The sequence below is a fragment of the Streptomyces camelliae genome (assembly GCF_027625935.1).
In the GTDB taxonomy this organism is placed as follows: domain Bacteria; phylum Actinomycetota; class Actinomycetes; order Streptomycetales; family Streptomycetaceae; genus Streptomyces; species Streptomyces camelliae.
Genome location: NZ_CP115300.1, coordinates 5,566,073 through 5,591,468, shown reverse-complemented (window position 1 = coordinate 5,591,468; position 25,396 = coordinate 5,566,073). Strand labels below are relative to the sequence as shown.

Below are 25,396 nucleotides of genomic sequence, written 5' to 3'. Positions count from 1 at the left end.
CACACCCGTCGTACACGTGCCGCGCGCCTGCCGCTTCGCGGGTGCCACGCACCTGCTGCTTCACTGAGACACGCCCGCTGCTCCACCGAGCGGTTCCACGGGCCGATTGAGCAAGGAGACGGCCGTAATGACCTGGCTGATCACCGGCGGTGCCGGATACATCGGGGCACACGTCGTACGAGCGATGACCGAGGCGGGCGAACGCGCGGTCGTCTACGACGACCTGTCCACGGGCATCGTCGCGCGCGTGCCGGCGGAGGTCCCGCTGGTGGAGGGGTCCACGCTGGACGCGGACCTGCTGGCCCGCACCCTCGCCGAGCACGAGATCAGCGGGGTCGTGCACCTCGCGGCGAAGAAGCAGGTGGGCGAGTCGGTGGACCTCCCGCTGCACTACTACCGGGAGAACGTGGAGGGCCTGCGCACGCTCCTGGAGGCGGTCACGGCGGCCGAGGTCCCGTCCTTCCTGTTCTCCTCCTCGGCGGCCGTCTACGGCATGCCGGACGTCGACCTGGTGACGGAGGAGACCCCCTGCGTCCCGATGTCCCCGTACGGCGAGACGAAGCTGGCCGGCGAGTGGCTGGTCCGCGCGACGGGCAAGGCGACCGGCCTGTCCACCGCGTCCCTGCGCTACTTCAACGTGGCGGGCGCGGCCACCCCGGAGCTCGCCGACACCGGCGTGTTCAACCTCATCCCCATGGTCTTCGAGAAGCTCACCGAGGGCGCGGCGCCGCGCATCTTCGGCGACGACTACGCCACGCCCGACGGCACCTGTGTGCGCGACTACATCCACGTGGTCGACCTGGCCGAGGCCCACGTGGCCGTCGCCCGCGCGCTGCGCTCGGCCCCCGGCCGGGACCTGACCGTGAACATCGGCCGCGGCGAGGGCGTGTCGGTGCGCGAGATGATCGACCGCATCAACGCCGTCACCGGCTACGACCGCCCGCCGACGGTCACCCCGCGCCGCCCCGGCGACCCCGCGCGCGTGGTCGCGTCGGCGGACCGCATCGCCACGGAGCTGGGCTGGCAGGCCAAGTACGACGTCCACGACATGATCACGTCGGCCTGGGAGGGCTGGGTCCACCACCACCCCGAGGCGGCCCGCGCCTAGCCTGCCGGGTATGACCCGTCTCACCGAGCGCGCCCTGGGCGCCGTACTCGGCTCCGCCGTGGGCGACGCCCTCGGAGCCCCCTTCGAGTTCGGCCCCGAGGGCGCCTTCTCGGCCCGCTTCCCCTGTCCTGGGTACGGCGCCGAGATGTGCGGGGGCGGCGGCTGGGACCCGGGCGAGGCTACGGACGACACCCAGATGGCGATCCTGACCGCCGAGTCCCTGGTGGAGTGCGGCGGCCTGAACCTCCCGGACGTCTTCCACCGCTTCCAGCGCTGGGCGGCGGCCGGCCCGAAGGACATCGGCCTCCAGACGGAAGCCGTCCTGACCAGCGGCGACCCCTGGGACACGGCCGCGGCGCTGCACTTCCGGTTCAACCAGCGGGCAGCGGGAAACGGCGCCCTGATGCGAGCGGCCCCTTCCGCGGTCCACTTCGCCCGCCACGGCCGCGAGACGACGATGACCGCCGCCCGCCGCCTCTCCGCCCTCACACACGGTGACCCGGCCGCCTGGGAGGGCACGGCAGCCCTGCACGAACTGATCCGGGTGGCCTTGACGGGTGCGGACCCGCTCACCGCCGTACCGGACACCCTGTCCGCTCTGGACCCCACCCACCGGCAGCGCTACGCCGTCGTCCTCTCTCCCGGCTGGCACCCGGATCAGGCGACGGAGTTCAACGGTGCGGTCTGGCCCTGCCTGGGCTCGGCCGTGTGGGCGCTGCGGACGACGGGCTCGTACGAGGAGGCGGTGCGCGCCGCGATCGATCTCGGCGGTGACACGGACACGGTGGCGGCGGTCACCGGGGCGCTGGCGGGCGCGGTGTACGGCCTGGGCGCGATACCGGCCCGCTGGACCGAGCCCCTTCACGTGCCGCTGCCGGGGTTCGCGGGGCGGGTGCTGCGGGCGCGGGACCTGGCCCGGCTGACCGAGCGGCTTCTCGGCCCGGACGAGCCCGCTACAGCGCCTTCAGCGCCCCGGCCGTAGCCCGGGCCAGTTGCTCCAGGTACCCCTTCGGCAGCTTGGGGGAGCGAATGACCACCGCTCGCCAGTACAGGGGGCCCGAGATCAGGTCCAGGGCGAGGTCGCCGTCGATGCCCGCCCGCACCTCGCCCCGTGCCTCCGCCGCTGCCACGATCTTGCTGGCCACGCCCTCCTGGCCGTCCCGCAGGGCCTTCTGGAAGGCCTCGGCGATCTCGGGATTGCGGGCCGCCTCGGCCTGGAGGTCGGGAATGATCTGGGAGGCGACCGGGTGGCGCAGGGCGCGGGACGTGACCTCGTACAGCAGGCGGAGGTCGCCCTCCAGCGAACCCGTGTCCGGTACCGGGAGGCCCAGCACCGCCATCGCCGAGACGACGTCCAGGACCAGGTGCAGCTTGGAACGCCACCGGCGGTACACCGCGGTCTTGCCGACGCCCGCGCGGCGCGCGATGCCCTCGATGGACATGCGGGCGTAGCCCACCGCCGCGAGCTCCTCGAAGACCGCAGCCCGGATGGCCTCGGTCACATCCTCCCGGAGCACGGCGGCCCCCGCGGGCGCCCTGCGGCGTTCACGCTTCGGGATCTCGTCGGCGTTCGTCGTCATGTCTCACAGCATAGGTGCGTGACGACGAAACGGTTGCGTTCCGACGTCGATTGGTTCTACTCTCACCGTTGCGACGATACGGTTCCGTCTCGACGTAAGAGAACGTGAAGAGAAGCGTAAGGAAAACGTCGGACGGCTGAACTCGACGCGGCCCCGGCGGCCAGCCGGACGCGGCATCCCCCCTCCCCCGAGCGAAAGCAGCGGATGTGAGCCAGGTCCTCCACACACCGCCCCCCACCCAGGTCCCGGACGACGATCTCTCGGCGCTGGCCGCCCGACACGGCCTGTCGGTCAGCGGTGCCCGCCCGACCCTGCCCCAGTACGTCCGCCAGCTGTGGGCCCGGCGTCACTTCATCACCGCCTTCGCCACCGCCAAGCTGACCGCGCAGTACAGCGAGGCGAAGCTCGGCCAGATCTGGCAGGTCATGACCCCGCTGCTGAACGCGGCGGTCTACTACTTCATCTTCGGTGTCCTGCTCGGCACCAAGAAGGGCGTCCCGGACTACATCCCGTTCCTGGTCACGGGCGTGTTCGTCTGGACGTTCACGCAGAGCTCGATCCAGGTCGGCACCCGGGCGATCTCCGGCAACCTCGGTCTGGTCCGCGCCCTGCACTTCCCGCGCGCCGCCCTGCCGATCTCCTTCTGCATCCAGCAGCTCCAGCAGCTGCTGTTCTCGATGGCCGCACTGGTCGTCATCCTGCTCAGCCTGGGCGTGCCGATCTCCTTCTCCTGGCTGCTGGTGATCCCCGCGCTGGTCCTGCAGTTCGTGTTCAACGCGGGAATGTCGCTGATCATGGCGCGGATGGGCGCCAAGACCCCGGACATCGCCCAGCTGATGCCGTTCGTGCTGCGCACCTGGATGTACGTGTCCGGTGTGATGTGGAGCATCCACAGCCTCACCAAGAAGGACCACCTGCCGCACATCGTCACGGTCCTGCTGGAGACCAACCCGGCCGCCGTCTACATCGACCTCATGCGGTTCGCTCTGATCAAGAGCTTCCACGCCAAGCAGCTGCCCCCGCACGTGTGGCCCACGGCGATCGGCTGGGCCCTGGTCGTCGGCATCGGCGGCTTCATCTACTTCTGGAAGGCAGAGGAGAAGTACGGCCGTGGCTGAGCAGACTCCCGAGAACCCCGAGATCTCCGAGACCGTCGAAGAGACCGCCGACGAACGCCTGATGCGTGAGCGGCGCGAGCGCCTCGCGAGCGGCGAGAAGATCCCCACCATCGTCGTCGACAACGTCGACATCGTGTACCGCGTCCACGGCACCGGCTCCGGCCGCGGCTCCGCCACCGCCGCCCTCAACCGCATCCTGCGCCGCAAGCAGGCCGAGAAGGCGGCGGGCGTGCGCCGGGTGCACGCAGTGAAGAAGGTCTCGTTCGTCGCCTACAAGGGCGAGGCGGTCGGCCTGATCGGCACCAACGGCTCCGGCAAGTCGACCCTGCTCAAGGCGATCGCCGGCGTGCTCCCGGTGGAGAACGGTCACATCTACACCAACGGCCAGCCCTCCCTGCTCGGCGTCAACGCGGCCCTGATGAACGACCTCACCGGCGAGCGCAACGTCTGGCTCGGCGGCCTCGCCATGGGCATGTCCCGCGAGGAGGTGAGGGAGCGTTATCAGGACATCGTCGACTTCTCCGGAATCAACGAGAAGGGTGACTTCATCACCCTTCCGATGCGGACGTACTCCTCCGGCATGGCCGCCCGGCTGCGCTTCTCCATCGCCGCCGCGAAGGACCACGACGTCCTGCTGATCGACGAGGCCCTGGCCACCGGCGACCGCAGGTTCCAGATGCGCTCCGAGGAGCGGATCCGCGAGCTGCGCGAGAAGGCGGGCACCGTCTTCCTGGTCAGCCACAACAACAAGTCGATCCGCGACACCTGCGAGCGGACCATCTGGCTGGAGCGCGGCGAGCTGCGCATGGACGGGCCGACCGAGGACGTCATGAAGGAGTACGAGGCCTTCACCGGCGACAAGAAGAAGGCGGCCTGAAGGGCCCCCTTCGCCGGGTCGATACAGTAAGCGCAACGCAAGAAACGCCGGTAAGAAGGCGGCCGGAAAGTTACGCGGGAAGAAACCCCAGGCCACGGAAGTTCGTCTTCCTGCCTAGGGCCATCTCTTGCTCCACGTGGCATGATCGCTTTCGTCCACTGAGTGAACATATGTTATGAAGAGTGGCCACACCAATAACTTTAAGGAGTCCTCTGCGATGCCCCAACTCAGCGTCATCGTCTACGGACCGAACGCACAGGGGCACCTGACAGAGCTGCTGGACTCCGTGGAAGCCCACCCCCTCCTCGACGCCGAGATCGTCGTCGCCGCCGTCGGCGACTGGGCGCGGGAGACGGCCGAGGGCCACGCCCCCGAGACGATCGTCGTCCCCCTGCCGGAGGGCACCGGCGACGCCGAGGCCCGCGCGGCCGGCGCTGCCCGCGCCTCCGGCCGCTGGCTGCACTTCGTGCACGCCAAGGACGGCCTGCCGACCGGCGCCCCGCGTCAGATCGCCGAGCGCACCGCCGAGCTCGACGCCTCGGACACCCCTGTCGACGTACTCCTCTTCGACCACGTCGTCACCACCTGGCAGACCGCCGCCCGCGCCTCCCGCGACGGCCGCCTGCTCGCCGCCGTCGGCCGCGAGGCCCTCCCCCTGAACGAGGCCGCCGACCTGGTGCGCCTCACCCCGATCCTCGGCAACCGCGCGCTGCGCGCCGACTTCTGGCGGGCGCACGAGGAGCAGCTCACCACCGGCGACGAGCCGTACGCCGCGCACGCGACCCTGCTGCACGCCGGCCGCGTCGCCTGCCTGAACCAGGCGGCGTACGAGAACCGCGAGCTGCGCCCCGAGAGCCTGCCGCCGCTCGCCCCCGAGGACCGCTTCGCGCTCATCGAGCGCTACGAGTCGCTGCTCGCGCTCACCAAGGACCGCCGCGCCACCCGCGTGGTGCTGTACGACCTGATGATGCGCGACCTGGTGCGCACCTTCGCCGGCGAGAACCTGCCTGACGCGGTCGCGCGCGAGTTCTTCCGCCGCGCCTCCCTCGCCGCGGTCCGCTGGCGCCCCGAGAACCACGAGCGCCCCGCGGGCGTGGAGGGCGTACGGCACGCCCTGCTGGAGGAGGGCGCGTACACCAAGTACCGCGCGTTCCAGGCCGCCAACCGCACCCGCCGCGCCGCCAAGAAGGCCGTGAAGGAGCGGAAGAAGGAGCTCGGCGCCAAGCTGCGCGACCAGCAGTACCAGCGCGCCCTGAGCCGCCCGGTCAACCCGAACCTGGCCGTGTTCGCCGCCTACTGGGAGCGCGGCGTGGCCTGCAACCCGGCCGCGATCGCCGCCAAGATGGCGGAGCTGGCCCCGCACATCCACCCGGTGTGGGTGGTGGCGAAGAACAACACGGCGCTGCTGCCGCCCGGCACCGACTACGTCGTCCCGGGCACCCGCCGCTACTGGGAGACCCTGGCGACCGCCAAGTACCTGGTGAACAACGTCAACTTCCCCAACGCGGTGGTCAAGCGCCCCGACGCGATCCACCTGTCGACCCACCACGGCACCCCGCTCAAGCGCATGGGCCTGGACCAGATGGAGCACCCGGCCGCCGCCAAGGGCCTGGACTTCAACGCCCTGCTGGCCCGCATCGACAAGTGGGACTACAGCGTCAGCGCCAACAGCCACTCGACCCGCATGTGGGAGCGCGCCTACCCGGCCCGCTACACCTCGCTGGACTACGGCTACCCGCGCAACGACATCTTCTACACGGCCACCGCCGAGGACGTGCGCGCCGCCCGCCGCCGCCTCGGTATCGCCCCCGGCAAGACGGCCGTGCTGTACGCCCCGACCCACCGCGACTACGAGGCCGGCTTCACCCCGCGCCTGGACCTCGCCGAACTCGCCGACCGGCTCGGCGAGGACACGGTCCTGCTGGTACGCGCCCACTACTTCTACGGCGGCGCCGCCTCCCCCCTGTCCGGCCTGCGCCGCTCCGGCCGGATCATCGACGTCTCCTCCTACGACCCCGTCGAGGAGCTGTGCCTGGCCGCCGACGCGCTGGTCACGGACTACTCGTCGATCATGTTCGACTACGCCAACCTGGACCGCCCGATCGTCGTCTACGCCGACGACTGGGAGACGTACCGGACCACGCGTGGCGTCTACTTCGACCTGATGGAAGAGCACCCCGGCCAGGTCGCGCGCACCCAGGAGGAGCTGACGGAGATCTTCGTCTCCGGCGCCTGGCGCGACGAGAGCGCGGCGAAGGCACGGGCCGCGTTCCGCCGCCGGTTCTGCGAGTACGACGACGGACGCGCCGCCGAACGGGTCGTACGCCGAGTGTTCCTGGGCGAGCCGGAGGAGTCCCTGCCCCCGGTGCTCCCGCTTGAGGAACGCACCCCCGCCCCGACCCCCGAGGAGGCCTCGGCATGACCACGACCTCGACCTCGACCCCTGACGTCACGGTCACGGTCATCGTCTTCAACGACGCGGAGCGCCTGCCCCGGGCCGTGGAGTCGCTGCGCGCGCAGACGCACGCGAACATCGAGATCATCATCAGCGACGACCACTCCACCGACGACACGCCCACCGTGGCGCGCCGGCTGGAGGCGCAGGACGCGCGCATCCGCTACCTCCGCCTGCCGGAGAACAGCGGCGGCTGCAGCGCTCCGCGCAACCGGGCCATCGAGATCGCCCGGGCGCCGTATCTGATGTTCCTCGACAGCGACGACGAACTCCCGGCCAACGCGGTGGAGGTGCTGCTCGCCGCGCACCGCGAGCGCGAGGTGGACTTCACCATGGGCACCTGCCAGCGCCTCCGGGTGGACACCGGCCGCCGCACCACCTGGATGCCGCATCTGTTCGCCGAGCGGCGCACGGTGGAGAACATCGAGTCGGAGCCGGACCTGCTGTTCTGGCCGCTGTCGACGAACAGGATGTACACCGCCGACTTCCTGAACCGCCACAACCTCCGCTTCCCGGAGGGGGTCCACTACGAGGACCAGCTGTTCTCGATCCAGTCGTACTGTCTGGCGAAGGCGTTCACGATCATCCCGGACCCGGTGTACCTCTGGTACATCGAGCCGTTCGCGGACGCGGACACGGCCACGATCTCCAACCAGCGGCACAAGATCTCCAATGTCGAGGACCGCATCCGTGTGCACCGGATGATCGACGACTTCCTGGCGGGGAGCGAGCACGCCGGGCTGCGCGAGGACAAGGACTTCAAGTTCCTCAAGCACGACTTCAGCCTGTACGCCGGCGACCTGCCCTACCGCGACGAGGAGTGGATCCGCTCCTTCGCCGAGATCATGAACCCGTACCTGGAGACGCTGGCCGACGGCGCGTACACCCGGCTGCCGCGCCCGGAGCGGATCGTGCTGGAGCTGCTGCGGGACGGCCGCCTGGCCGACGCCCAGCTCGCGGCGCGCGATCTCGGCAACGGCGTGGCACCGCGCCAGGTGACGGCCGACGCGTCGGGCGTTCCCTACTGGGGCGCCGAGGTCCCCTCCTCCGACCGCGCCCGCCGTGAACTGGACCTGTCCGACCTGGAGCTGGACACGCGGCCGTTCCCGAGCGCACAGTTCCGGCACGAGATCACGGGGCTGGAGCGGGGCAAGGGCGCGACTCTGACCCTGTCGATCCGCACGTACGACCCGGGCCTGCGCCTGCCGGTGGGCCCGCAGCGCGCGAGCCTCCTGCTGTCCCCCGGCAACAAGAGGATGACGGTGCCGTTCCGTCTGGACCCGGTCAGCCCGGGTCTCTTCGAGGGCACGGTCCGCCTGGATCTGTCGGCCGCCCCGCTCCCCCTCCAGGGCTTCGAGGGCCTGCGGCACCCCCAGATCCGCCTCCAGCAGCAGGGCCTGGCCCACTCGGGCATCCTGCTGGCCCCGTTGGACTTCCCGACGATGACGGCCCGCGTGGACTACCGCTCCGGCGCGACCCCGCACGACGTGACGATAGAGCCGGAGGGCCGCAACCCCGGCCGCCTGCAGATCCGCTGGCGCCCGGTGGGGGTCACGGCCAAGGTGATCCGCCCGGTCGTCCAGAAGGTCGACCGCCCGAAGATCCGCAAGGCGGCGAAGCTGCTGTCGAGCGTGCTGCGGTGACGTCTTAGCGCCGGATGTGCCGGAAGGGGCGCGGGGAACTTCCCCGCGCCCCTTCCGGCATTCAGACGTACGTGGCTCAGCGCACCACGCGGAACAGGACCTGGTGGGCCGGGCCCGTGGTCACCTTCTGCAGACCCGGGCCGGCCAGCCGCTTCGGTCCCACGACCCACCGCACCCCGTACTCCCGCGCAATCCCCTGCCGCTCGGCAGCGGACGTCCCGGCGGCGAAGTACCGGTCCACCGCCGCGTTCCGGCTCTTCTCGTCCTTCAGGAAGAAGTCCGGATACCCGGGGGCCACGGTGTACGGCCCGTAGGCCGGGATCTGCCGCGCCGGGGTCGTCCTGGCCATCACCACGTCGCCGTACTTCACCCAGGGCGTGATCCAGTGGTAGCCCACCCACGGCGTGTGGTACTTGTCCGCGACGACCGACGGCAGCGCGCTCTTCGGGATCACATACCCGAGCGTCCCGACCTGCGTCCACGCCCCCGCGGCCAGCACGACGCCGAGCACGCACGCCCAGCCGGCCCGCACTGCCCGCCGCCCCGCCGCCACGGCCTCCAGCGCGGCAGCGAGCTGGGCCGGGATCAGCGCGGCGGGCATGGCGCGGCCCCAGGAGTAGTGGCCGCTCAGACCGCCCGCGGCGAACATCAGCGCGCCCAGGACGAAGAACAGCACCAGCGGGTCCCAGCGGTCCCGGCGCAGGCGCAAGCCCAGCGCGGCGACGCCCAGCAGGACGAACCCGAAGCGCTCGGCCAGGTTCTCGTACAGCGGCTTGTGTATGGCCTCCAGGTTCCCGCCCGCGGAGAACAGCGAGAAGAAGTCGTAGTACGGCCACAGGCCCAGCAGCAGCATGCCCAGCGCCAGCGCGGCACCCAGCCGCAGCAGCACCGCACGGCCCGGCCGCGCCGCGATCACCATCGCCAGCGCCCCCAGGGACGCCACGACGCCGGTGAACTGGTGGCAGAGCAGGATCAGCCCCCACAGCAGGCCCAGCGCCGCCCAGCGCCCCCACGAAGCCGGCTCGGGCTCACGCATCGCGCGCGTGAGCCACGCCCAGAAGTGGAAGGTGAGACCGAGCGCGAACACGCTGGGGTACGCCACCGTCAGCGCGAGGGAGTTCAGGCCCACGAAGCCGGACCAGTTGAACAGCACCGGGCCCCAGAGGAAGACCAGGCTGAGCAGCGCGAGGGCGGGCGCCGCGCGATGGGCGCTGAGGGTACGGACGTACCGCCACACCCCCGTGATCAGCAGCCCCAGTCCGACGACCGCGGCAAAGCGCAGCACGACCCACACCGACAGGCCGGTCAGCTTGGCGACCACGCCCAGCACCAGCATCCACGGCGAGTAGTACGGGCTCGGCGTGTCCGCGTCGACCAGCGGATTGCCGGGATGCAGAAGGTTGTGGCGCAGCCGCTCGACGGTGGCCGCGTGCATGCCGAGGTCGCCCGCCCACGGCAGCCGGACGATCACGAGGAGGAGCAACACCACGACGAGCACGGCGGCGGCCTGCGGCAGCGCCCGGCCGGCCCGCCGGGTGGTGTTGTTCTGCGGTGACACCGGCCGGCTCATGGGCTGGGTGTCAGACGGTGCAGCTTGCATCCTGCGACCCTAGCCCAGGTTCCCCGAGGGTCGGCAAGCAGGGAGACGCCCCGGGCCGCTGGGTGCCCGGGGCGTCATCGGTGCGGTCACTGCCGCACGGGCTTACGAATGCGTGCGCAGCAGCGTCCGCATCGTGCGCATCGCCACCGACAGGTTGGCGAGGTCGAAGGTCTCCGAACCGCGGATCTCCTCCAGGGTGGTGCGCGCCCGGCTCAGGATGGGCGCGTTCTTCTGCTCCCACGCCTTGAAGCGCTGCTCGGGCGTCGACGTGCCGTTGCCGGCCGCGAGGACGTCCGCGGTGAGCGCCGAGTGCGCCGCGTACAGGTCCTCGCGGATGGAGGCGCGGGCCATGGACTGCCAGCGGTCGGCGCGGGGCAGCTCGATGATGCGGTCCATCAGCTGGGTGATGTTCAGCCGGTCGGCGAGGTCGTAGTAGACCTCGGCGACGTCGAGCGGCTCCTTGCCGGTGCGGTCGGCCACCGAGACGATGTCGAGCGCCGGGAAGGCGGAGGAGAACCCGGCCACGCGCGTGGCGAGCTCGTCCGGGACACCGGCCGCGGACAGCTCGTCGTACACGTGCTGGTACCACTCCAGGTCCGCGCCGCGCAGCAGCTTCGGCAGCTCCTGCCAGACCCGCTCGACGCGCTCGGCGAAGAACTCGACGGTCTCGGCGAGCTGGAGCGGCTGCGGCCGGTTGTTGAGCAGCCAGCGGGTGCCGCGCTCGACCAGTCGGCGCGAGTGCAGCCGGATCCGGGTCTGGACGTCGGCGTCGACCTTGTTGTCCAGGTCCTCCACCGCGTCCCACACCGGTGCCGAGCAGAAGATCGCGCGGGCCGCGGTCTGCGCCCGGACGATCTCCTCCAGGGAGGCGCCGGTCTCCTCGCGCAGACGGTGCAGATACGTCGTACCGCCCGTGTTGACCGTGTCGTTGACCAGCACGGTCGTGGTGATCTCGCGGCGCAGCGGGTGGTTGTCGATCGCCTCGGTGAAGCGCTCGCGCAGCGCCGTCGGGAAGTACGCGTGCAGCAGGCTGCGCAGGTACGGGTCCTCCGGCAGCGAGGTCGCCAGCAGCTCCTCGGCGACCGTGATCTTCGTGTACGCCAGCACGACGGCCGTCTCCGGGCCGGTCAGGCCCAGGCCCTGGGTCAGGCGCTCACGGATCTGGCGGTCGGCGGGCAGGAACTCCAGCGCCCGGTCCAGATGCCCCTCGCGCACCAGGTGGCGCAGGAACCGCTGCTGGGCGTGGAGCATGTCCTTGGCCTGGAACAGCGCGTTGGCCAGGGCGGTGTTCTGCGCGTAGTTGTTGCGCAGCACCAGCGCGCCGACCTCGTCGGTCATCTCCGCGAGGATCTTGTTGCGCTGCTTGACGGTCATGTCGCCGTCCGCGACCAGGCCGTTCAGCAGGATCTTGATGTTCACCTCGTGGTCGGAGGTGTCCACACCGGCGCTGTTGTCGATCGCGTCGGTGTTGATCTTGCCGCCGTGCATGGCGAACTCGATCCGGCCGAGCTGGGTCAGACCCAGGTTGCCGCCCTCGCCGACGACCTTGACGCGCAGGGCGCTGCCGTCGACGCGGATGGCGTCGTTGGCCTTGTCGCCGACGTCGGCGTTGGACTCCGCCGACGACTTCACGTACGTGCCGATACCGCCGTTCCACAGCAGGTCGACCGGCGCGTGCAGGATCGCCTTCATCAGGTCGGCCGGGGTCATCTTGGTGACCTTGTCCTCGATGCCGAGGGCCTCGCGGATGTGGGCGTTGACCGGGATCGACTTGGCACTGCGCGGGAAGATCCCGCCGCCCGCCGACAGCAGCTCGGTGTTGTAGTCCGCCCAGGAGGAACGGGGCAGCTCGAACAGCCGGCGGCGCTCGGCGTACGACGTCGCCGCGTCCGGGGTGGGGTCGAGGAAGATGTGCCGGTGGTCGAAGGCGGCGACCAGACGGATGTGCTCGGAGAGCAGCATGCCGTTGCCGAACACGTCACCGGACATGTCACCGATGCCGACGACTGTGAAGTCCTCGCTCTGCGTGTCCACGCCCAGCTCACGGAAGTGCCGCTTGACGGACTCCCAGGCGCCGCGTGCGGTGATGCCCATGCCCTTGTGGTCGTAACCGGCCGAGCCTCCGGAGGCGAAGGCGTCCCCGAGCCAGAAGTTGTACTTCTCGGCGACCCCGTTGGCGATGTCCGAGAAGGTCGCGGTGCCCTTGTCGGCGGCGACCACCAGGTAGGTGTCGTCGCCGTCGTGCCGGACCACGTCCTGCGGCGGCACGACCTGGCCGGCGACCATGTTGTCGGTGATGTCGAGCAGCGCCGAGATGAACGTCTTGTAGCTGGCGACGCCCTCGGCCAGCCACGCGTCACGGTCCACGCTCGGGTCGGGCAGCTGCTTGGCGACGAAGCCGCCCTTGGCGCCGACCGGCACGATGACGGTGTTCTTCACCATCTGCGCCTTGACCAGGCCGAGGATCTCGGTACGGAAGTCCTCACGCCGGTCGGACCAGCGCAGGCCGCCGCGCGCGACCTTGCCGAAGCGCAGGTGCACGCCCTCGACCCGCGGCGAGTACACCCAGATCTCGAACGCCGGGCGCGGCGCGGGCAGGTCCGGGATGGCCTGCGGGTCGAACTTCATGGACACGTAGTCGTGCGGCGAGCCGTCGATCGTCTCCTGGAAGAAGTTCGTGCGCAGCGTCGCCTTGATGACGGTCAGGAAGGACCTGAGGATGCGGTCCTCGTCCAGGCTGGCCACCTGGTCCAGGGCCGCGTCCAGCTCCTCCAGCAGCGCGTCGGTGATCTCCAGCCCGGCCTTCTGCCGGTCCGGGGACATCCGCGCCTCGAAGAGGGAGATGAGCAGGCGGGTGGTGTGGACGTTGTTGCGGAGGGTGTCCTCCATGTAGTCCTGGGAGAAGGTCGAACCGGCCTGCCGCAGGTACTTGGCGTAGGCGCGCAGCACCATCGCCTCCCGCCAGGACAGCCCGGCGCTCAGCACCAGCGCGTTGAAGCCGTCGTTCTCCGCCTTGCCGGTCCAGGTGGCGGCGAAGGCCTCCTGGAAGCGGTCACGGGCGTCGTCGCCGAGGTACTCCCCGCCGCCCGCCGCCTGGGGCACGCGCAGACCGAAGTCGTAGATCCACGCCGTCGTACGGTCCGCGCAGCGCAGCTCGTACGGCCGCTCGTCGGTGACCTCGACGCCGAGCCGGCTGAGCACCGGCAGCACCTGGGCGAGGGAGACCGAGCCGCCCTTCTGGTAGATCTTGAACCGGCGCTCCTCGGGGCCCGCGCCCACCGGCTCGTACAGGCTCAGGCTGAAGGTCTTGTCCTCGCTGAGCTGCTCCAGGTGGACCAGGTCGGCGACCGCGGCGCGCGGGGTGTGGTCGGCCTTGTAGCCCTCGGGGAAGGCGTGGTTGTAGCGGCGCAGCACCTCGGCCGCGCGCTCCTCACCGCACTCGGCGGTCAGCGCCTCGGCGAACGCGTCGGCCCAGGAGCGGGCGGCCTCGACCAGGCGGGCCTCGATGCGGTCCTTGTCGGCGTCCGACAGCTCGGGCAGCTCGGTGCCCGGCGGGACACGGACGACGAAGTGCAGCCGGGACAGGATCGACTCGGTGTTCCAGGCGGTGAAGTCGACGCTGATGCCGCCGAGCTCCTCCTTCAGGATGTCGATGATCCGCAGCCGGACGCCGGTGGTGTAGCGGTCTCGCGGCAGGTAGACGAGCGCCGAGTAGTAGCGCCCGTACTCGTCCTGGCGCAGGTACAGCCGCAGCCGGCGGCGCTCCTGGAGGTAGAGAACGCTCGTGGCGATGGACTGCAGTTCGGCGACGGGCGTCTGGAACAGCTCGTCGCGCGGGTAGGTCTCCAGGATCTGCAGCAGGTCACGGCCGTCGTGGCTGTTGGGCGAGAACCCGGCGCGCTGCAGCACCTCGTCGACCTTGCGGCGGATGACGGGGACACGCCGCACGGACTCGGTGTACGCGGCGGAGGAGAACAGTCCGAGGAACCGCCGCTCCCCGACGACGTTGCCCTGCCCGTCGAACTTCTTGACGCCGATGTAGTCCAGGTACGACGGCCGGTGCACGGTGGCCCGGCTGTTCGCCTTGGTCAGCACGAGCAGCTTGTGCTCGCGGGCCTTGGCGCGGGCGTCGGCGGGCAGCCGCTCGAAGGAGGGGCTGACGGGGTGCTGGTCGTCCTCGGCGTGGTGCGGGTCGGAGCGCAGGATGCCGAGACCGGTGCCGGGCACGGCGGCGAGGGTGTCGTCGTCGCGCAGCTGGTACTCGCGGTAGCCGAGGAAGGTGAAGTGGTCGTCGGACAGCCAGCGCAGCAGCTCACGCGCCTCCTCGACCTCGCCGGTGACCAGGTCGCCCGGGGCGGCCTCGTCCGGCAGCTCGTCGGCGATCCGGGTCGCCGTGCTGCGCATCTTCTCCCAGTCCTCGACGGCCTCGCGGACGTCGGACAGCACGCGCAGCAGATCGGCGGTGATCTGCTTCAGATCGGCGCGGTCGGTCTCGCGGTCGATCTCGACGTGGATCCAGGACTCGATGTGCGCGTCGTGCGGGAGGTCGCCGGTGGGCGGGGTGGCCAGGACCTCGATCAGCTTGCCGGTCAGGTCCCGCCGGACGACGAACTGCGGATGGATGACGACATGGATACCCCGCCCCTGCCGGGTCAGCTCATTGGTGACGGAGTCGACGAGGAAGGGCATGTCGTCGGTGACGACCTCGACCACGGTGTGGCTGCAGGTCCACCCGTTCTCCTCCACGGTCGGGGTGTGCACCCGCACGTTCGCCGTGCCCTGGGGGCGGTTCTCGGCGAGCCGGTAGTGCGAGACCGCGGCACCGAAGACGTCGACCGGGTCGCGGTCGGCGAGGTCTTCCGGGGCGGTGTGCAGGTAGTAGCGCTGGAGGAACGCGAGCACGGACTCGCTGTCCGGGGTGTCCGGGGAGCCCTCGCCCGCGGTCCCGGTCGGTAGGTGCCCCCCGACCGGGCTGTTCTCAGCTACCCGGGCAGCCCTTCCGAGCAGCTCGGCCTTGGCTTCGTCCAGCTTGGTCTGCATTGTCCTCTGGCTCCTGTCGCGCGCCGTTGCGTGACGTAGAAGGAAGTACGGTCTCTTTCCCTCCGGCTCGACGCCACAGCCCGGGGTGTCCGGACCGTTCAGACGCTATGCCGCGAGGTGAGATGAGCGGGGGGAATTCGGCCATTGTCGGCACGTCCGTCGGACGTGACGCTGCTCTCGGCACAGCCGTGTCCAGGGTTGCCCTCGGCGTCCTGGGAGCTCCTGCGGCCCCGCCCCGCCCGCGAAGACCAGCGACCGCCGCCCGGTCACGGAGGTGTTCCGTGCAACCCGGGCGCAGGGCAGGGACACGATCGTCCCCGCGAGATATCGCGCTGATCACGCCACAAGGCTATCGCTCCTCACCCCGGGGCCGTCATGAGCCGTATGTGTACAAAACAGGGGGCCGAAGTTTGACGTTCTGCACAGCGGCGGGGTGAGGGTGGGTGACGTATCCGGTCCGGGTAGGCGGGGGGCTCGTCCGGGTAGGTGTCAGTGTCAGGTCTGTCTGCCCGAAGGAACCGACATGCCCGCGAAGATCCTGATCGTGACCGGCGACGCAGCGGAGTCCCTGGAAGTCCTCTACCCGTATCAGCGCCTGCGCGAGGAGGGCTACGAGGTCCATATCGCCGCCCCCTCCCGCAAGACCCTGCGCTTCGTCGTCCACGACTTCGAGCCCGGTTACGACACCTACACCGAGAAGCCCGGCTACACCTGGCCCGCCGACCTGGCCTTCGCCGACGTCGACCCCGGCGAGTACGTGGCCCTCGTCATCCCCGGCGGCCGGGCACCGGAGTATCTGCGCAACGATCCCGAACTCCGCAAGATCCTCAAGGCCTTCTTCGACGCCGACAAGCCGGTCGCCCAGATCTGCCACGGCCCCCTGCTCACTGCGGCGATCGACACCCTGCGCGGCCGCCGCGTCACGGCGTACCCCGCCCTCGAACCGGACATGCAGACAGCCGGTGCGGACTTCCAGGACGCCGAAGCGGTCGTCGACGGCACCCTGATCTCCTCCCGAGCCTGGCCGGACCACCCGGCGTGGATGCGCGAATTCCTGAAGGTACTGCGGGTGACGGCGCCGGTGGGGTGAGGACGGGGCGGGGGCGGTGACCGGCAGACGGTCGTGGCTGACGGTGGCGCCCACCCCCGTAGCTGCGGCAGTCGTGCCTCCCCCAAGCTCTTCGAGCAGGGGGTACCCCCAGGGCGGCACAGGTGGGCGCTGGGGTTACCCCCTGCTCGAAGAGCGACACCCGGCACCCGAACAAGGCACCCACTCGGCTACGCGGCTATTCGCTGTGCCTCCCGCACCGCCTCCACCAGCGTGTCCACCACCGGCACCCCCACTGCCTCAAGGCTGGCCCGACTGTGCGACCCCCCGGTGTACAGCACAGCCCGCGCCCCGACCTCCCGCGCGGCGACCGCGTCATCCGCCGCGTCCCCGATCACCACGGTCCGCGCGGCCGCGACGCCCTCCCCCAGCGCCTCCAGATGCCGCACCATGTGCTCGGCCTTGCTCCCCCCGGACGGCCCCGTACGCCCGTCGACCCGCAGGAAGTGCGCCTCGATGCCGAACCCCCGCACGAGCGGCACCAGCTCCTCATGCCCGTACATGCTCAGCAGCGACTGACTGTGCCCCGCGGTGCGCCACCCGGCGAGCAGCTCCGCAGCTCCCTCGGTCAGCCCGCACCGCTCCCGCTGCTCGGCATAGTGCCGATGGAACACCCCGTCCATCAGCTCCCACTCGGCCTCGGTCGGCAACCGCCCGAGCAGCCGCTCATAGAACTTCGGCACCGGCACGCAGTACAGCGCCCGGTACTCCTCCAGCGTGATCGGCGCGAGCCCCAGCTCGGCGAAGGCCGCGTTCGTCGCCCCGATGATCGCGTCATTGTCGTGGAACAGCGTCCCGTTCCAGTCCCAGACGATGTGCGCGCTTCCGTGCATCCCCATGCCGAAGACCGTACTCGCCCCCACTGACAATCACCCGGCCGGACGCCGGCGCAGGCGTCAGGCGCCCGAACCGACCAGGTTGGGAATCTCCTGCGTGGCGTACCACAGCAGCTCGTGGTCGTCCGCCCCGTCCACGACGAACTGCGCGTCGTCGTCCCCGCCGTCGGCCGCCTCCAGCGCCTCCGCCGCCGCGGCCACGTCCTGCTCCGCGTCATCGGCGTCGACATGCACCGCGGCCGCCTTCGCGAGCGGCACGCTCGACGTCACGGTCACCTCGCCCAGCGCGGACGGGTCCAGCCCACGGTCCGGATCGACGCTCGCCGCACCGTCGGGCACGTCCACGGCGACCACGACCCGGCGCCGTACCGCACCCGGATCGGCCGCCAGCCGTCGCAGCGAAGCCAGCGCGGCCCGGCTGAGCGCGGCGTACTCCAGCTCCTCGATGTCCTCGGAGAGGTACCACTCGCGCAACGCGGGCGTGACGGCGTACGCGACGAAGGGGCCGCTCCCCAGCTCACCCGTCTTGTGCGCCTCGGCGAGCGCGGGGAGGGTCAGGGGGACGTAGACGCGCATGCTGGCCGCTCTTTCCTGATCAAGGGCAAGGCTCGAAGGCCTTCAGGATACGTGCGCGGGTCCCCTTTCGAGTCCCTGCCCGCACCCCGGAAGCCGTCAGCACCAGGCCGCGAATTCACCCGAGGCACCCCCGGCATACCGGGCTGCCGGGTGCCCCGGGTCCCTCGGATAAGCGAACTTTTCCGCCCCTCCTCGGCCGGTACCGCCACCCTTGCCACCCGGCTCCCCACCCCCGTACAAGATCCCCACCAGCGAGTTACCGCCCGGTATCAACCGGGCCCGCCGAACGGGGACTCCATGAACAAGGTCATGAGCCGTACCGCCCAGTCCCGCCCGCGCCACCGCCCGCCGACCCGCCACGACACCCGCCGCCCGGCCGGCGCCCCGCCCCGCAAGCCGCCGACGAGGAGCAGCCGGGCCATGACCCCGGCCGCCCTCAGGACGCCCGAGAGGCCCCGCACAGCCGCTGCGGCCGCTCAGCCCCAGCTACGGCCCACGGATCTCTTCACGGACCGTCTGGTGGCCGTCCTGAGCGGTCAGCGCCCCGTGCACTGGATGCTCCGCCACACCGCCGGCCGCGCCTACGACGACCTGACCCGCCTCGCCGAACGCAGCCCCCTGCGCACCCGCGGCTCCCGTCCGGTCATCCACGACATCGGCTACTACGTCCCCTGCGACGGCGCCCTTGAGGTCTTCGCCCGCATCGCCGCCGGCGACCAGCTCCGCGCGCTGGCCTTCCGCCTGGAACTGGGCCAGGACCTCCGCTGGCGCTGCACAGCGGTAGAGGCCGCGGCCCGCTCCCGACCGACGGCATGACGCAAGGGGGCCGGGCTCCCGAAGGAACCCGGCCCCACTCGGCTCAGCTCGGCAGCCGAACGCCCGTCACTTCTTCCGGCGCCGCCCGCCCTTGGCCTGCCGCCGCCGCTCGGCCCGCGTCAGCCCGTCCGCCTCCGAACGCACCGGCTCCTCGTCCTCCAGGTCACGCTCGACGATGCCGCCCTCGCCGTCCACCGTCGGCGCGGAGAAGTGCAGATCCCGCCGCTGCGGAACGTCCAGCCCCTTCGCCCGGATCTCGGGACGGGCCCCGGCCTGTGCCGGCACCGTCTCCTGGACACCCTCGGCGGCCGGCTCAGCCTCGACCGGGACCTCCTCGACCTGCTGCTCGACCTGGACCTCCAGGTTGAACAGATAGCCGACGGACTCCTCCTTGATGCCCTCCATCATCGCGGTGAACATGTCGAAGCCCTCGCGCTGGTACTCGACCAGCGGGTCCTTCTGCGCCATCGCGCGCAGGCCGATGCCCTCCTGGAGGTAGTCCATCTCGTAGAGGTGCTCACGCCACTTGCGGTCGAGGACCGACAGCACGACCCGGCGCTCCAGCTCACGCATGATCTCGGAGCCGAGCTGCGTCTCCCGGGCCGCGTACTGCTCGTGGATGTCTTCCTTGATGGACTCGGAGATGAACTCGGCGGTCAGACCGGCCCGGTCACCGGCGGCCTCCTCCAGCTCATCGATGTCGACCTTCACCGGGTAGAGCTGCTTGAAGGCACCCCACAGCCGGTCCAGGTCCCAGTCCTCCGGGAAGCCCTCGGCGGTCTCCGCGCTCACGTACGCGTCGATCGTGTCGTCCATGAAGTGCTGGACCTGCTCGTGCAGATCCTCGCCCTCCAGCACCCGGCGGCGCTCGCCGTAGATGACCTCGCGCTGCCGGTTGAGCACCTCGTCGTACTTCAGAACGTTCTTACGGGTCTCGAAGTTCTGCTGCTCGACCTGCGACTGCGCGGACGCGATCGCGCGCGTGACCATTTTGTTCTCGATCGGCACGTCGTCCGGCACGTTGGCCATGGCCATCACGCGCTCGACCATCTGGGCCTTGAACAGACGCATCAGGTCGTCGCCCAGGGAGAGGTAGAAGCGGGACTCGCCGGGGTCGCCCTGGCGGCCGGAACGACCGCGCAGCTGGTTGTCGATACGGCGCGACTCGTGCCGTTCGGTGCCCAGCACGTACAGCCCGCCGAGCTCCTCGACCTCGTCCTTCTCGGCCTTGACCGCCTGCTCGGCCTTCTCCAGGGCGGCGGGCAGTGCCTGCGCCCACTCCTCGATGTGCTCCTCGGGGTCGAGGCCGCGCTGACGCAGCTCCGCCTCGGCGAGGTCCTCGGGGTTGCCGCCGAGCTTGATGTCCGTACCACGGCCGGCCATGTTGGTGGCCACGGTCACCGCGCCCTTGCGGCCGGCCTGCGCGACGATCGACGCCTCGCGCTCGTGGTGCTTGGCGTTGAGCACCTCGTGCTGGATGCCGCGCTTGGAGAGCTGCTGCGAGAGGTACTCCGACTTCTCGACGGAGGTCGTGCCGACGAGGATCGGCTGGCCCTTCTCGTGCTTCTCCGCGATGTCGTCGACGACCGCCTCGAACTTGGCGACCTCGGTGCGGTAGATCAGGTCCGACTGGTCCTTGCGGATCATCGGCTTGTTGGTCGGGATCGGGACCACGCCGAGCTTGTAGATCTGGTGGAACTCGGCGGCCTCGGTCATCGCCGTACCGGTCATGCCGGAGAGCTTGGCGTAGAGGCGGAAGAAGTTCTGCAGGGTGATCGTGGCGAGCGTCTGGTTCTCGTCCTTGATGTCCACCCCTTCCTTCGCCTCGATCGCCTGGTGCATGCCCTCGTTGTAGCGGCGGCCGGCGAGGATACGGCCCGTGTGCTCGTCGACGATCATGACCTCGCCGTCGATGACGACGTAGTCCTTGTCGCGCTTGAACAGCTCCTTGGCCTTGATGGCGTTGTTCAGGTAGCCGACCAGCGGGGTGTTCACCGACTCGTAGAGGTTGTCGATGCCCAGCCAGTCCTCGACCTTGCTGACGCCGGCCTCGTGGATGGCGACCGTGCGCTTCTTCTCGTCGACGTCGTAGTCGCCGGTCTCCTCCATGCCCTTGAGCGGGTTGCCGGCCTCGCCCTTCTTCAGGCGCAGGACCAGCTTGGCGAAGTCGCCGTACCACTTCGTGGCCTGGTCGGCCGGGCCGGAGATGATCAGCGGCGTACGGGCCTCGTCGACGAGGATGGAGTCGACCTCGTCGACGATGGCGAAGTTGTGGCCACGCTGCACCAGCTCGTCCTTCGACCACGCCATGTTGTCGCGCAGGTAGTCGAAGCCGAACTCGTTGTTCGTGCCGTAGGTGATGTCGCACGCGTACTGCTCGCGGCGCTGGGCCGGCGTCATGTTGGCGAGGATGCAGCCGACGCTCAGGCCCAGGAACTTGTGGACGCGGCCCATCATCTCGGAGTCGCGCTCGGCCAGGTAGTCGTTCACCGTGATGAGGTGGACGCCGTCGCCGGACAGAGCGTTCAGATACGCGGGTAGCGTGCCGACGAGGGTCTTGCCCTCACCGGTCTTCATCTCGGCCACGTAGCCCAGGTGGAGGGCGGCGCCGCCCATCAGCTGCACGTCGTAGTGCCGCTGGCCGAGGACGCGCTTGGCGGCCTCGCGGACGGTGGCGAACGCCTCGGGGAGCAGGTCATCCAGGCTCTCACCGTCGGCGTACCGCTGCTTGTACTCCTCGGTGAGGGCCCGCAGCTCGGCGTCGGAGAGGTCGACGAAGTCCTCTTCGATGGAGTTGACCTGGTCCGCGATGCGGTGCAGCTTGCGCAGGATCTTGCCTTCGCCTGCACGCATGATCTTCGAGAGGACGGACACGGGGGTTTGTCTCCTTGCCGGTCGGGCCTGGGACGGTCGGTTTCCATTTGACGTACTGAGCAACGGCCATCGTATGCGAGGACCCGGCTGGGCCGGGAGGCCTGGCGGCCCGACGGCTGCTTCATCCAGGACAACGGACGGGGCACGCGGATAGTGCCGCACCGGCACGAGGAATTGCGCGAAATGTGATCGCCCGCTCACGCATAGCGAAAAACGATAGCCCGCGCGCGGGACGCCCAGCACAATCGGGCGATGGAACCCGTCACACTCACCACGGACCGTCTGATCCTGCGCACGGTCGGCCCGCACGACACGCAGGCCGTCTACAAGGCCGCCCAGGACCCGGGCATCCAGCGCTGGACCACCGTCCCGTCCCCTTACCTGCCCGAACACGCGAGTGGCTTCACGGAGCAGCTGGTCCCCGACGGCTGGGCACAGGGCTCGATGTTCACCTTCGGCGTCTTCCTGCCGGACGGGGAACTCGCCGGCATGCTCAGTCTCACCTTGCGCTCGCTCGGCGTGGCGGAGGTCGGCTTCTGGGCGACGGCGGAACACCGCGGGCGCGGCTACGTCACCGAGGCCACCCTCACCGCCTGCCGGTGGATCTTCACCGAGGTGGGCGTCGACCGGGTCGAATGGCGTGCCGAGGTCGGCAACCACCCCTCCCGCGCGGTCGCCGAACGCGCGGGCTTCACCATCGAAGGCACCCTGCGCTCCGCGGTCAACAACAAGGGGGTGCGCCGGGACTGCTGGGTCGGCTCTCTGCTCCCCTCGGACCTGGGCCTGCCCTCCACGGCGCCGTACCTGCCCGCCCGAAACTGACCTGGGCCGGGCGAACGCCCAGCTCAGGACGGACTGTCAGTGGCGGCCTCTAGGGTCCGGGGCATGACGACCCTTCCGCGCCCGACCACCATCCTCACCGCGGACGACGCCCGCCGTATCGCCCTGCGGGCCCAGGGCTTCCTCGGCGCGCCCGACCGGCGGGCCGGTGTCCGCGGGGTGCTGCGCCACCTCGGCGCGGTCCAGCTCGACACGATCTCGGTCCTCGCCCGCTCGCACGAACTCGTGCCGTACGCCCGCCTCGGCGCGGTCGGCCGCAAGACGGTCGAGGCCGCTTATTGGAGCGGCACGCGTGCCTTCGAGTACTGGTCGCACGCGGCCTGCCTCCTGCCGATCGAGGAGTGGCCGCACTTCGCGTTCCGCCGCCGCGCCTACCGGCACCGCCCGCACTGGAACCACGAGCTGCCCGAGGGCACCTACGAGCAGGTCATCAAGCAGCTGCGCGCGGAGGGCCCGCTGACCTCCACGGAGCTGGGCGGCGCGAAGAGGACGAGCGACTGGTGGGACTGGTCGGGCACCAAGGTCGCCGTGGAGCGCGCGCTGATGTACGGCGAGGTGGTGTGCGTGGCGCGCCGCGGCTGGAAGCGGGTGTACGACCTCGCCGAGCGCGCGATCCCGGACGCGCTGCTGCACGACGAGCTGGACGACACCGAGTGCCTGCGCCGGCTGGTCCGGCTGGCCGGTGAGTCCCTGGGCGTGGGCACGCGCGCGGACATCGCCGACTACCACCGTCTCAAGGGCGAGCAGGTCGACGCGGTGATCGCCGACTCGGGGCTGGTCCCGGTCGAGGTCGAGGGCTGGGGCCGCCCCGCCTGGGCCGACCCGGCAGCCCTCGCGGCACCCCCGCGAGGCCGCCACCGTACGACGCTGCTGTCGCCGTTCGACTCGCTGATCTGGGAGCGGGCGCGCACAGAGCGGATCTTCGGCTTCACCCACCGCCTGGAGGCATACGTCCCCAAGCCGAAGCGTGTGTACGGCTATTTCGCCATGCCGGTGCTGGCGGGCGGCCTGCTGGTCGGACGGGTCGACCCGGCCCGTGAGGGCCGCACGCTGGTGGCCAAGCAGGTCACCCTGGACGGTGCGAAGGCGGTCCCGGCGGTCGCCCAGGCCCTGATCGAGGCGGCCGGCTGGGTGGACTGCACGGACGTCCGCGTCGAGCGCGTGGACGCACCCGAACTGCGCGAACCCCTGGTGAGGGAACTCGCCCGCGCCCTCGGCTGACCCCCTGCCCTACCGGATTTCGAGGATCTTCTCCCGCATCGCATAGACCACGGCTTCCATCCTGGAGTGCAGCTGGAGTTTCTCCAGGATGTTGCGGACGTGGTTCTTCACGGTGTTCTCGGAGATGAACAGTTCCTTGGCGATGTCCCGGTTGTTCATCCCCGTGGCGACGAGCTTGAGGACCTCCAGCTCCCGGTCGGTCAGCCTCGGCGCGGGCACCAGCCGGCGTTCGTCGGTGCGCTGGATCATCGACTTGAACTCGGTGAGGAGCTTGGACGCCATGGACGGGCTGATCTGCGACTGCCCGTCGGCCACCGCGCGAATGGCGGTCGCCACCTCGTCCGTGGAGATCTCCTTGAGGAGGTATCCGGTCGCGCCCGCCTTGATCGCGTCGTAGAGGTCGGCCTCCTCGTCGCTGATCGTCAGCATGATGATCTTCGCGCTGGGGGCGACCTCCTTGATGGAGGTGCAGGCCTCGATCCCGCCCCGCTTGGGCATGCGGACATCCATCAGCACGATGTCGGGCAGCAGGTCGGCGGCCTTCTCCACGGCCTCGGCGCCGTCGCCGGCCTCGCCGATGACCTGGATGTCCTCCTCGGCCGCGAGCACGATCTCCAGGCCGCGCCGGAAGAGGGCGTGGTCGTCCACGACCAGGACCCTGATCGGCTCCGCGCGTGAAGAGCCCGCGTCGGGACCCTCGCCGATGACACCGTCGTCGGCGTCTTCGTCCCGCATCGGTCCGAAGGTGTCCGCCATCGTTCCTCCCCCTGAAGGCTGTGGCCTGTCGTCCTGCGCCATCGCCAACCCAAGGCAACGGCCCACCGGTTGGGCCGGTCCGGCCATGATTTCATGCCCGGGCGACACCGAGGTGACGTGCGGGGCGTGAAGTGGTCGCACACCGGTGCCCCTGGGGGCGCACACGCGCCGCCAGGGGCACCGGTTCCGCTTCTTCCGGGTGGCTCAGCCGCCCAGCGTGCCCCCCGCCGCGGGGGGTGCCTCAGCGACCATCTGGTCCTGGTCGAGATGGATCACGCCGTAGTCGTAGGCGTGGCGCCGGTAGACGACACTCGGCTGCTTCGTCTCGGCGTCGACGAAAAGGTAGAAGTCGTGCCCGACCAGCTCCATCTCGTAGAGGGCCTGGTCGAGGGTCATCGGTGCGGCCACGTGGGTCTTCTCGCGGACGACGAGGGGGCCCTCCCCCTTGACCTCCAGCGAGCCGATCTTCTTCGTCGGTACTCCGTCCGCCTCTTCTTCGTGGACGGGCAGACCGTTGCCGTTCAGCGTCGCCACGCCCGGGACGTGGTCGGGGACCTCGGCCGCCGAGATCCGGCGCGGGCCGCGCCGTGAGAAACGCTTGTCGTGCTGCTTGCGCAGCCGGGCGTCCAGCTTCTCCGCCGCCAGGTCGAGTGCCGCGTACGGGTCGCTGGCCGCCGCTTCCGCCCGGATCACCGGACCGCGGGAGCGGAGGGTGATCTCCACTCGGTCACAGCGGTCGGCCTGTCGGGGGTTGGGCTCCTTGGACACCTCGACGTCGAGGCTGATCACCTTGCCATCGAGCTTCTGGATCTTCTCCAGGTTCAGCTTCTCGGCCACGTGCTTGCGGAACCGCTCGGGCACCTCGGTCTTGCGGCCCTTGACGACGATGTCCACGCAGAACTCCGTTCCCGGATCGCTCCGCTCGGTCGGCGGAGCATCTCCCTTTTT

18 protein-coding genes are annotated in these 25,396 nt (G+C 70.2%); 10 read left to right on the top strand and 8 right to left on the bottom strand.

What is annotated here, in order from left to right; genetic code table 11:
• Positions 1-127 precede the first annotated feature (127 nt).
• Both galE and O1G22_RS25565 read left to right on the top strand, forming a co-directional pair.
• Entirely contained in the window at positions 128-1,108 is a 981-nt protein-coding gene (galE, locus tag O1G22_RS25570; protein ID WP_270083445.1) for a UDP-glucose 4-epimerase GalE, read from the top strand.
• Positions 1,109-1,118: 10 nt separating this feature from the next.
• A complete protein-coding gene (locus tag O1G22_RS25565; RefSeq protein ID WP_270083444.1) occupies positions 1,119-2,090 on the top strand; it encodes an ADP-ribosylglycohydrolase family protein in 972 nt (323 codons plus the stop codon).
• On the opposite strand, the gene O1G22_RS25560 is transcribed toward O1G22_RS25565, so the two are convergent.
• The gene (locus O1G22_RS25560) at positions 2,062-2,688 is read right to left on the bottom strand and encodes a TetR/AcrR family transcriptional regulator (protein ID WP_270083443.1); all 627 of its coding nucleotides are present in this window, start codon (positions 2,686-2,688) and stop codon (positions 2,062-2,064) included. The genes O1G22_RS25565 and O1G22_RS25560 overlap by 29 nt on opposite strands.
• A gap of 206 nt (positions 2,689-2,894) precedes the next feature.
• On the opposite strand from O1G22_RS25560, the gene O1G22_RS25555 reads away from it, so the two are divergent.
• From O1G22_RS25555 to O1G22_RS25540, 4 genes are all read left to right on the top strand, one after another.
• Complete coding sequence (locus O1G22_RS25555) at positions 2,895-3,806, top strand: ABC transporter permease (RefSeq protein ID WP_270083442.1); 912 nt, start codon at positions 2,895-2,897, stop codon at positions 3,804-3,806.
• 61 nt (positions 3,807-3,867) lie between these two features.
• Positions 3,868-4,683, top strand: a complete 816-nt coding sequence (locus tag O1G22_RS25550; RefSeq protein WP_270086540.1) for an ABC transporter ATP-binding protein — start codon at positions 3,868-3,870, stop codon at positions 4,681-4,683.
• Positions 4,684-4,900: 217 nt separating this feature from the next.
• Positions 4,901-7,105: a CDP-glycerol glycerophosphotransferase family protein gene (locus tag O1G22_RS25545; RefSeq protein WP_270083441.1), complete on the top strand. Its 2,205-nt coding sequence runs from the start codon at positions 4,901-4,903 to the stop codon at positions 7,103-7,105.
• Positions 7,102-8,781: a glycosyltransferase family 2 protein gene (locus tag O1G22_RS25540; RefSeq protein WP_270083440.1), complete on the top strand. Its 1,680-nt coding sequence runs from the start codon at positions 7,102-7,104 to the stop codon at positions 8,779-8,781. Before O1G22_RS25545 ends, O1G22_RS25540 begins: the two co-directional genes overlap by 4 nt.
• A 76-nt stretch (positions 8,782-8,857) precedes the next feature.
• On the opposite strand, the gene O1G22_RS25535 is transcribed toward O1G22_RS25540, so the two are convergent.
• Positions 8,858-10,351: a hypothetical protein gene (locus O1G22_RS25535; protein ID WP_270083439.1), complete on the bottom strand. Its 1,494-nt coding sequence runs from the start codon at positions 10,349-10,351 to the stop codon at positions 8,858-8,860.
• Between the two features lie 132 nt (positions 10,352-10,483).
• The gene (locus O1G22_RS25530) at positions 10,484-15,421 is read right to left on the bottom strand and encodes an NAD-glutamate dehydrogenase (RefSeq protein WP_270083438.1); all 4,938 of its coding nucleotides are present in this window, start codon (positions 15,419-15,421) and stop codon (positions 10,484-10,486) included.
• 523 nt (positions 15,422-15,944) lie between these two features.
• On the opposite strand from O1G22_RS25530, the gene O1G22_RS25525 reads away from it, so the two are divergent.
• Entirely contained in the window at positions 15,945-16,511 is a 567-nt protein-coding gene (locus O1G22_RS25525) for a DJ-1/PfpI family protein (RefSeq protein ID WP_270083437.1), read from the top strand.
• A gap of 188 nt (positions 16,512-16,699) precedes the next feature.
• Here O1G22_RS25525 and O1G22_RS25520 read toward each other — a convergent pair whose 3' ends face one another.
• Complete coding sequence (locus O1G22_RS25520) at positions 16,700-17,368, bottom strand: HAD family hydrolase (RefSeq protein WP_270083436.1); 669 nt, start codon at positions 17,366-17,368, stop codon at positions 16,700-16,702.
• A 57-nt stretch (positions 17,369-17,425) separates the two neighbouring features.
• On the bottom strand, positions 17,426-17,941 hold the full coding sequence (locus O1G22_RS25515; protein ID WP_270083435.1) for a DUF6912 family protein: 516 nt from the start codon (positions 17,939-17,941) through the stop codon (positions 17,426-17,428).
• Positions 17,942-18,238: 297 nt separating this feature from the next.
• On the opposite strand from O1G22_RS25515, the gene O1G22_RS25510 reads away from it, so the two are divergent.
• The gene (locus O1G22_RS25510) at positions 18,239-18,757 is read left to right on the top strand and encodes an Rv3235 family protein (RefSeq protein WP_270083434.1); all 519 of its coding nucleotides are present in this window, start codon (positions 18,239-18,241) and stop codon (positions 18,755-18,757) included.
• 66 nt (positions 18,758-18,823) lie between these two features.
• On the opposite strand, the gene secA is transcribed toward O1G22_RS25510, so the two are convergent.
• Entirely contained in the window at positions 18,824-21,631 is a 2,808-nt protein-coding gene (gene secA, locus O1G22_RS25505) for a preprotein translocase subunit SecA (RefSeq protein ID WP_270083433.1), read from the bottom strand.
• Between the two features lie 252 nt (positions 21,632-21,883).
• Here secA and O1G22_RS25500 point away from each other — a divergent pair, with 252 nt between their 5' ends.
• Together O1G22_RS25500 and O1G22_RS25495 are read left to right on the top strand one after the other, a co-directional pair.
• Positions 21,884-22,453, top strand: a complete 570-nt coding sequence (locus tag O1G22_RS25500; RefSeq protein WP_270083432.1) for a GNAT family N-acetyltransferase — start codon at positions 21,884-21,886, stop codon at positions 22,451-22,453.
• 63 nt (positions 22,454-22,516) lie between these two features.
• On the top strand, positions 22,517-23,692 hold the full coding sequence (locus O1G22_RS25495) for a winged helix-turn-helix domain-containing protein (protein ID WP_270083431.1): 1,176 nt from the start codon (positions 22,517-22,519) through the stop codon (positions 23,690-23,692).
• Between the two features lie 9 nt (positions 23,693-23,701).
• Here O1G22_RS25495 and O1G22_RS25490 read toward each other — a convergent pair whose 3' ends face one another.
• Together O1G22_RS25490 and hpf are read right to left on the bottom strand one after the other, a co-directional pair.
• The gene (locus O1G22_RS25490; protein WP_225096135.1) at positions 23,702-24,448 is read right to left on the bottom strand and encodes a response regulator; all 747 of its coding nucleotides are present in this window, start codon (positions 24,446-24,448) and stop codon (positions 23,702-23,704) included.
• A 204-nt stretch (positions 24,449-24,652) separates the two neighbouring features.
• Positions 24,653-25,342 carry a ribosome hibernation-promoting factor, HPF/YfiA family gene (gene hpf, locus O1G22_RS25485; RefSeq protein WP_225096134.1) on the bottom strand — a complete coding sequence of 230 codons (690 nt, stop codon included), beginning with the start codon at positions 25,340-25,342 and terminating at the stop codon, positions 24,653-24,655.
• Positions 25,343-25,396 lie beyond the last annotated feature (54 nt).

Bases quoted from the DNA above. Each gene is read 5' to 3' on its own strand.
- galE (WP_270083445.1), top strand. From the start codon at position 128: ATGACCTGGCTGATCACCGGCGGTGCCGGATACATCGGGGCACACGTC.
- O1G22_RS25565 (WP_270083444.1), top strand. From the start codon at position 1,119: ATGACCCGTCTCACCGAGCGCGCCCTGGGCGCCGTACTCGGCTCCGCC.
- O1G22_RS25560 (WP_270083443.1), bottom strand. From the start codon at position 2,688: ATGACGACGAACGCCGACGAGATCCCGAAGCGTGAACGCCGCAGGGCG.
- O1G22_RS25550 (WP_270086540.1), top strand. From the start codon at position 3,868: ATGCGTGAGCGGCGCGAGCGCCTCGCGAGCGGCGAGAAGATCCCCACC.
- O1G22_RS25545 (WP_270083441.1), top strand. From the start codon at position 4,901: ATGCCCCAACTCAGCGTCATCGTCTACGGACCGAACGCACAGGGGCAC.
- O1G22_RS25540 (WP_270083440.1), top strand. From the start codon at position 7,102: ATGACCACGACCTCGACCTCGACCCCTGACGTCACGGTCACGGTCATC.
- O1G22_RS25535 (WP_270083439.1), bottom strand. From the start codon at position 10,351: ATGAGCCGGCCGGTGTCACCGCAGAACAACACCACCCGGCGGGCCGGC.
- O1G22_RS25530 (WP_270083438.1), bottom strand. From the start codon at position 15,421: ATGCAGACCAAGCTGGACGAAGCCAAGGCCGAGCTGCTCGGAAGGGCT.
- O1G22_RS25525 (WP_270083437.1), top strand. From the start codon at position 15,945: ATGCCCGCGAAGATCCTGATCGTGACCGGCGACGCAGCGGAGTCCCTG.
- O1G22_RS25520 (WP_270083436.1), bottom strand. From the start codon at position 17,368: ATGGGGATGCACGGAAGCGCGCACATCGTCTGGGACTGGAACGGGACG.
- O1G22_RS25515 (WP_270083435.1), bottom strand. From the start codon at position 17,941: ATGCGCGTCTACGTCCCCCTGACCCTCCCCGCGCTCGCCGAGGCGCAC.
- O1G22_RS25510 (WP_270083434.1), top strand. From the start codon at position 18,239: ATGAACAAGGTCATGAGCCGTACCGCCCAGTCCCGCCCGCGCCACCGC.
- O1G22_RS25500 (WP_270083432.1), top strand. From the start codon at position 21,884: ATGGAACCCGTCACACTCACCACGGACCGTCTGATCCTGCGCACGGTC.
- O1G22_RS25495 (WP_270083431.1), top strand. From the start codon at position 22,517: ATGACGACCCTTCCGCGCCCGACCACCATCCTCACCGCGGACGACGCC.
- O1G22_RS25490 (WP_225096135.1), bottom strand. From the start codon at position 24,448: ATGGCGGACACCTTCGGACCGATGCGGGACGAAGACGCCGACGACGGT.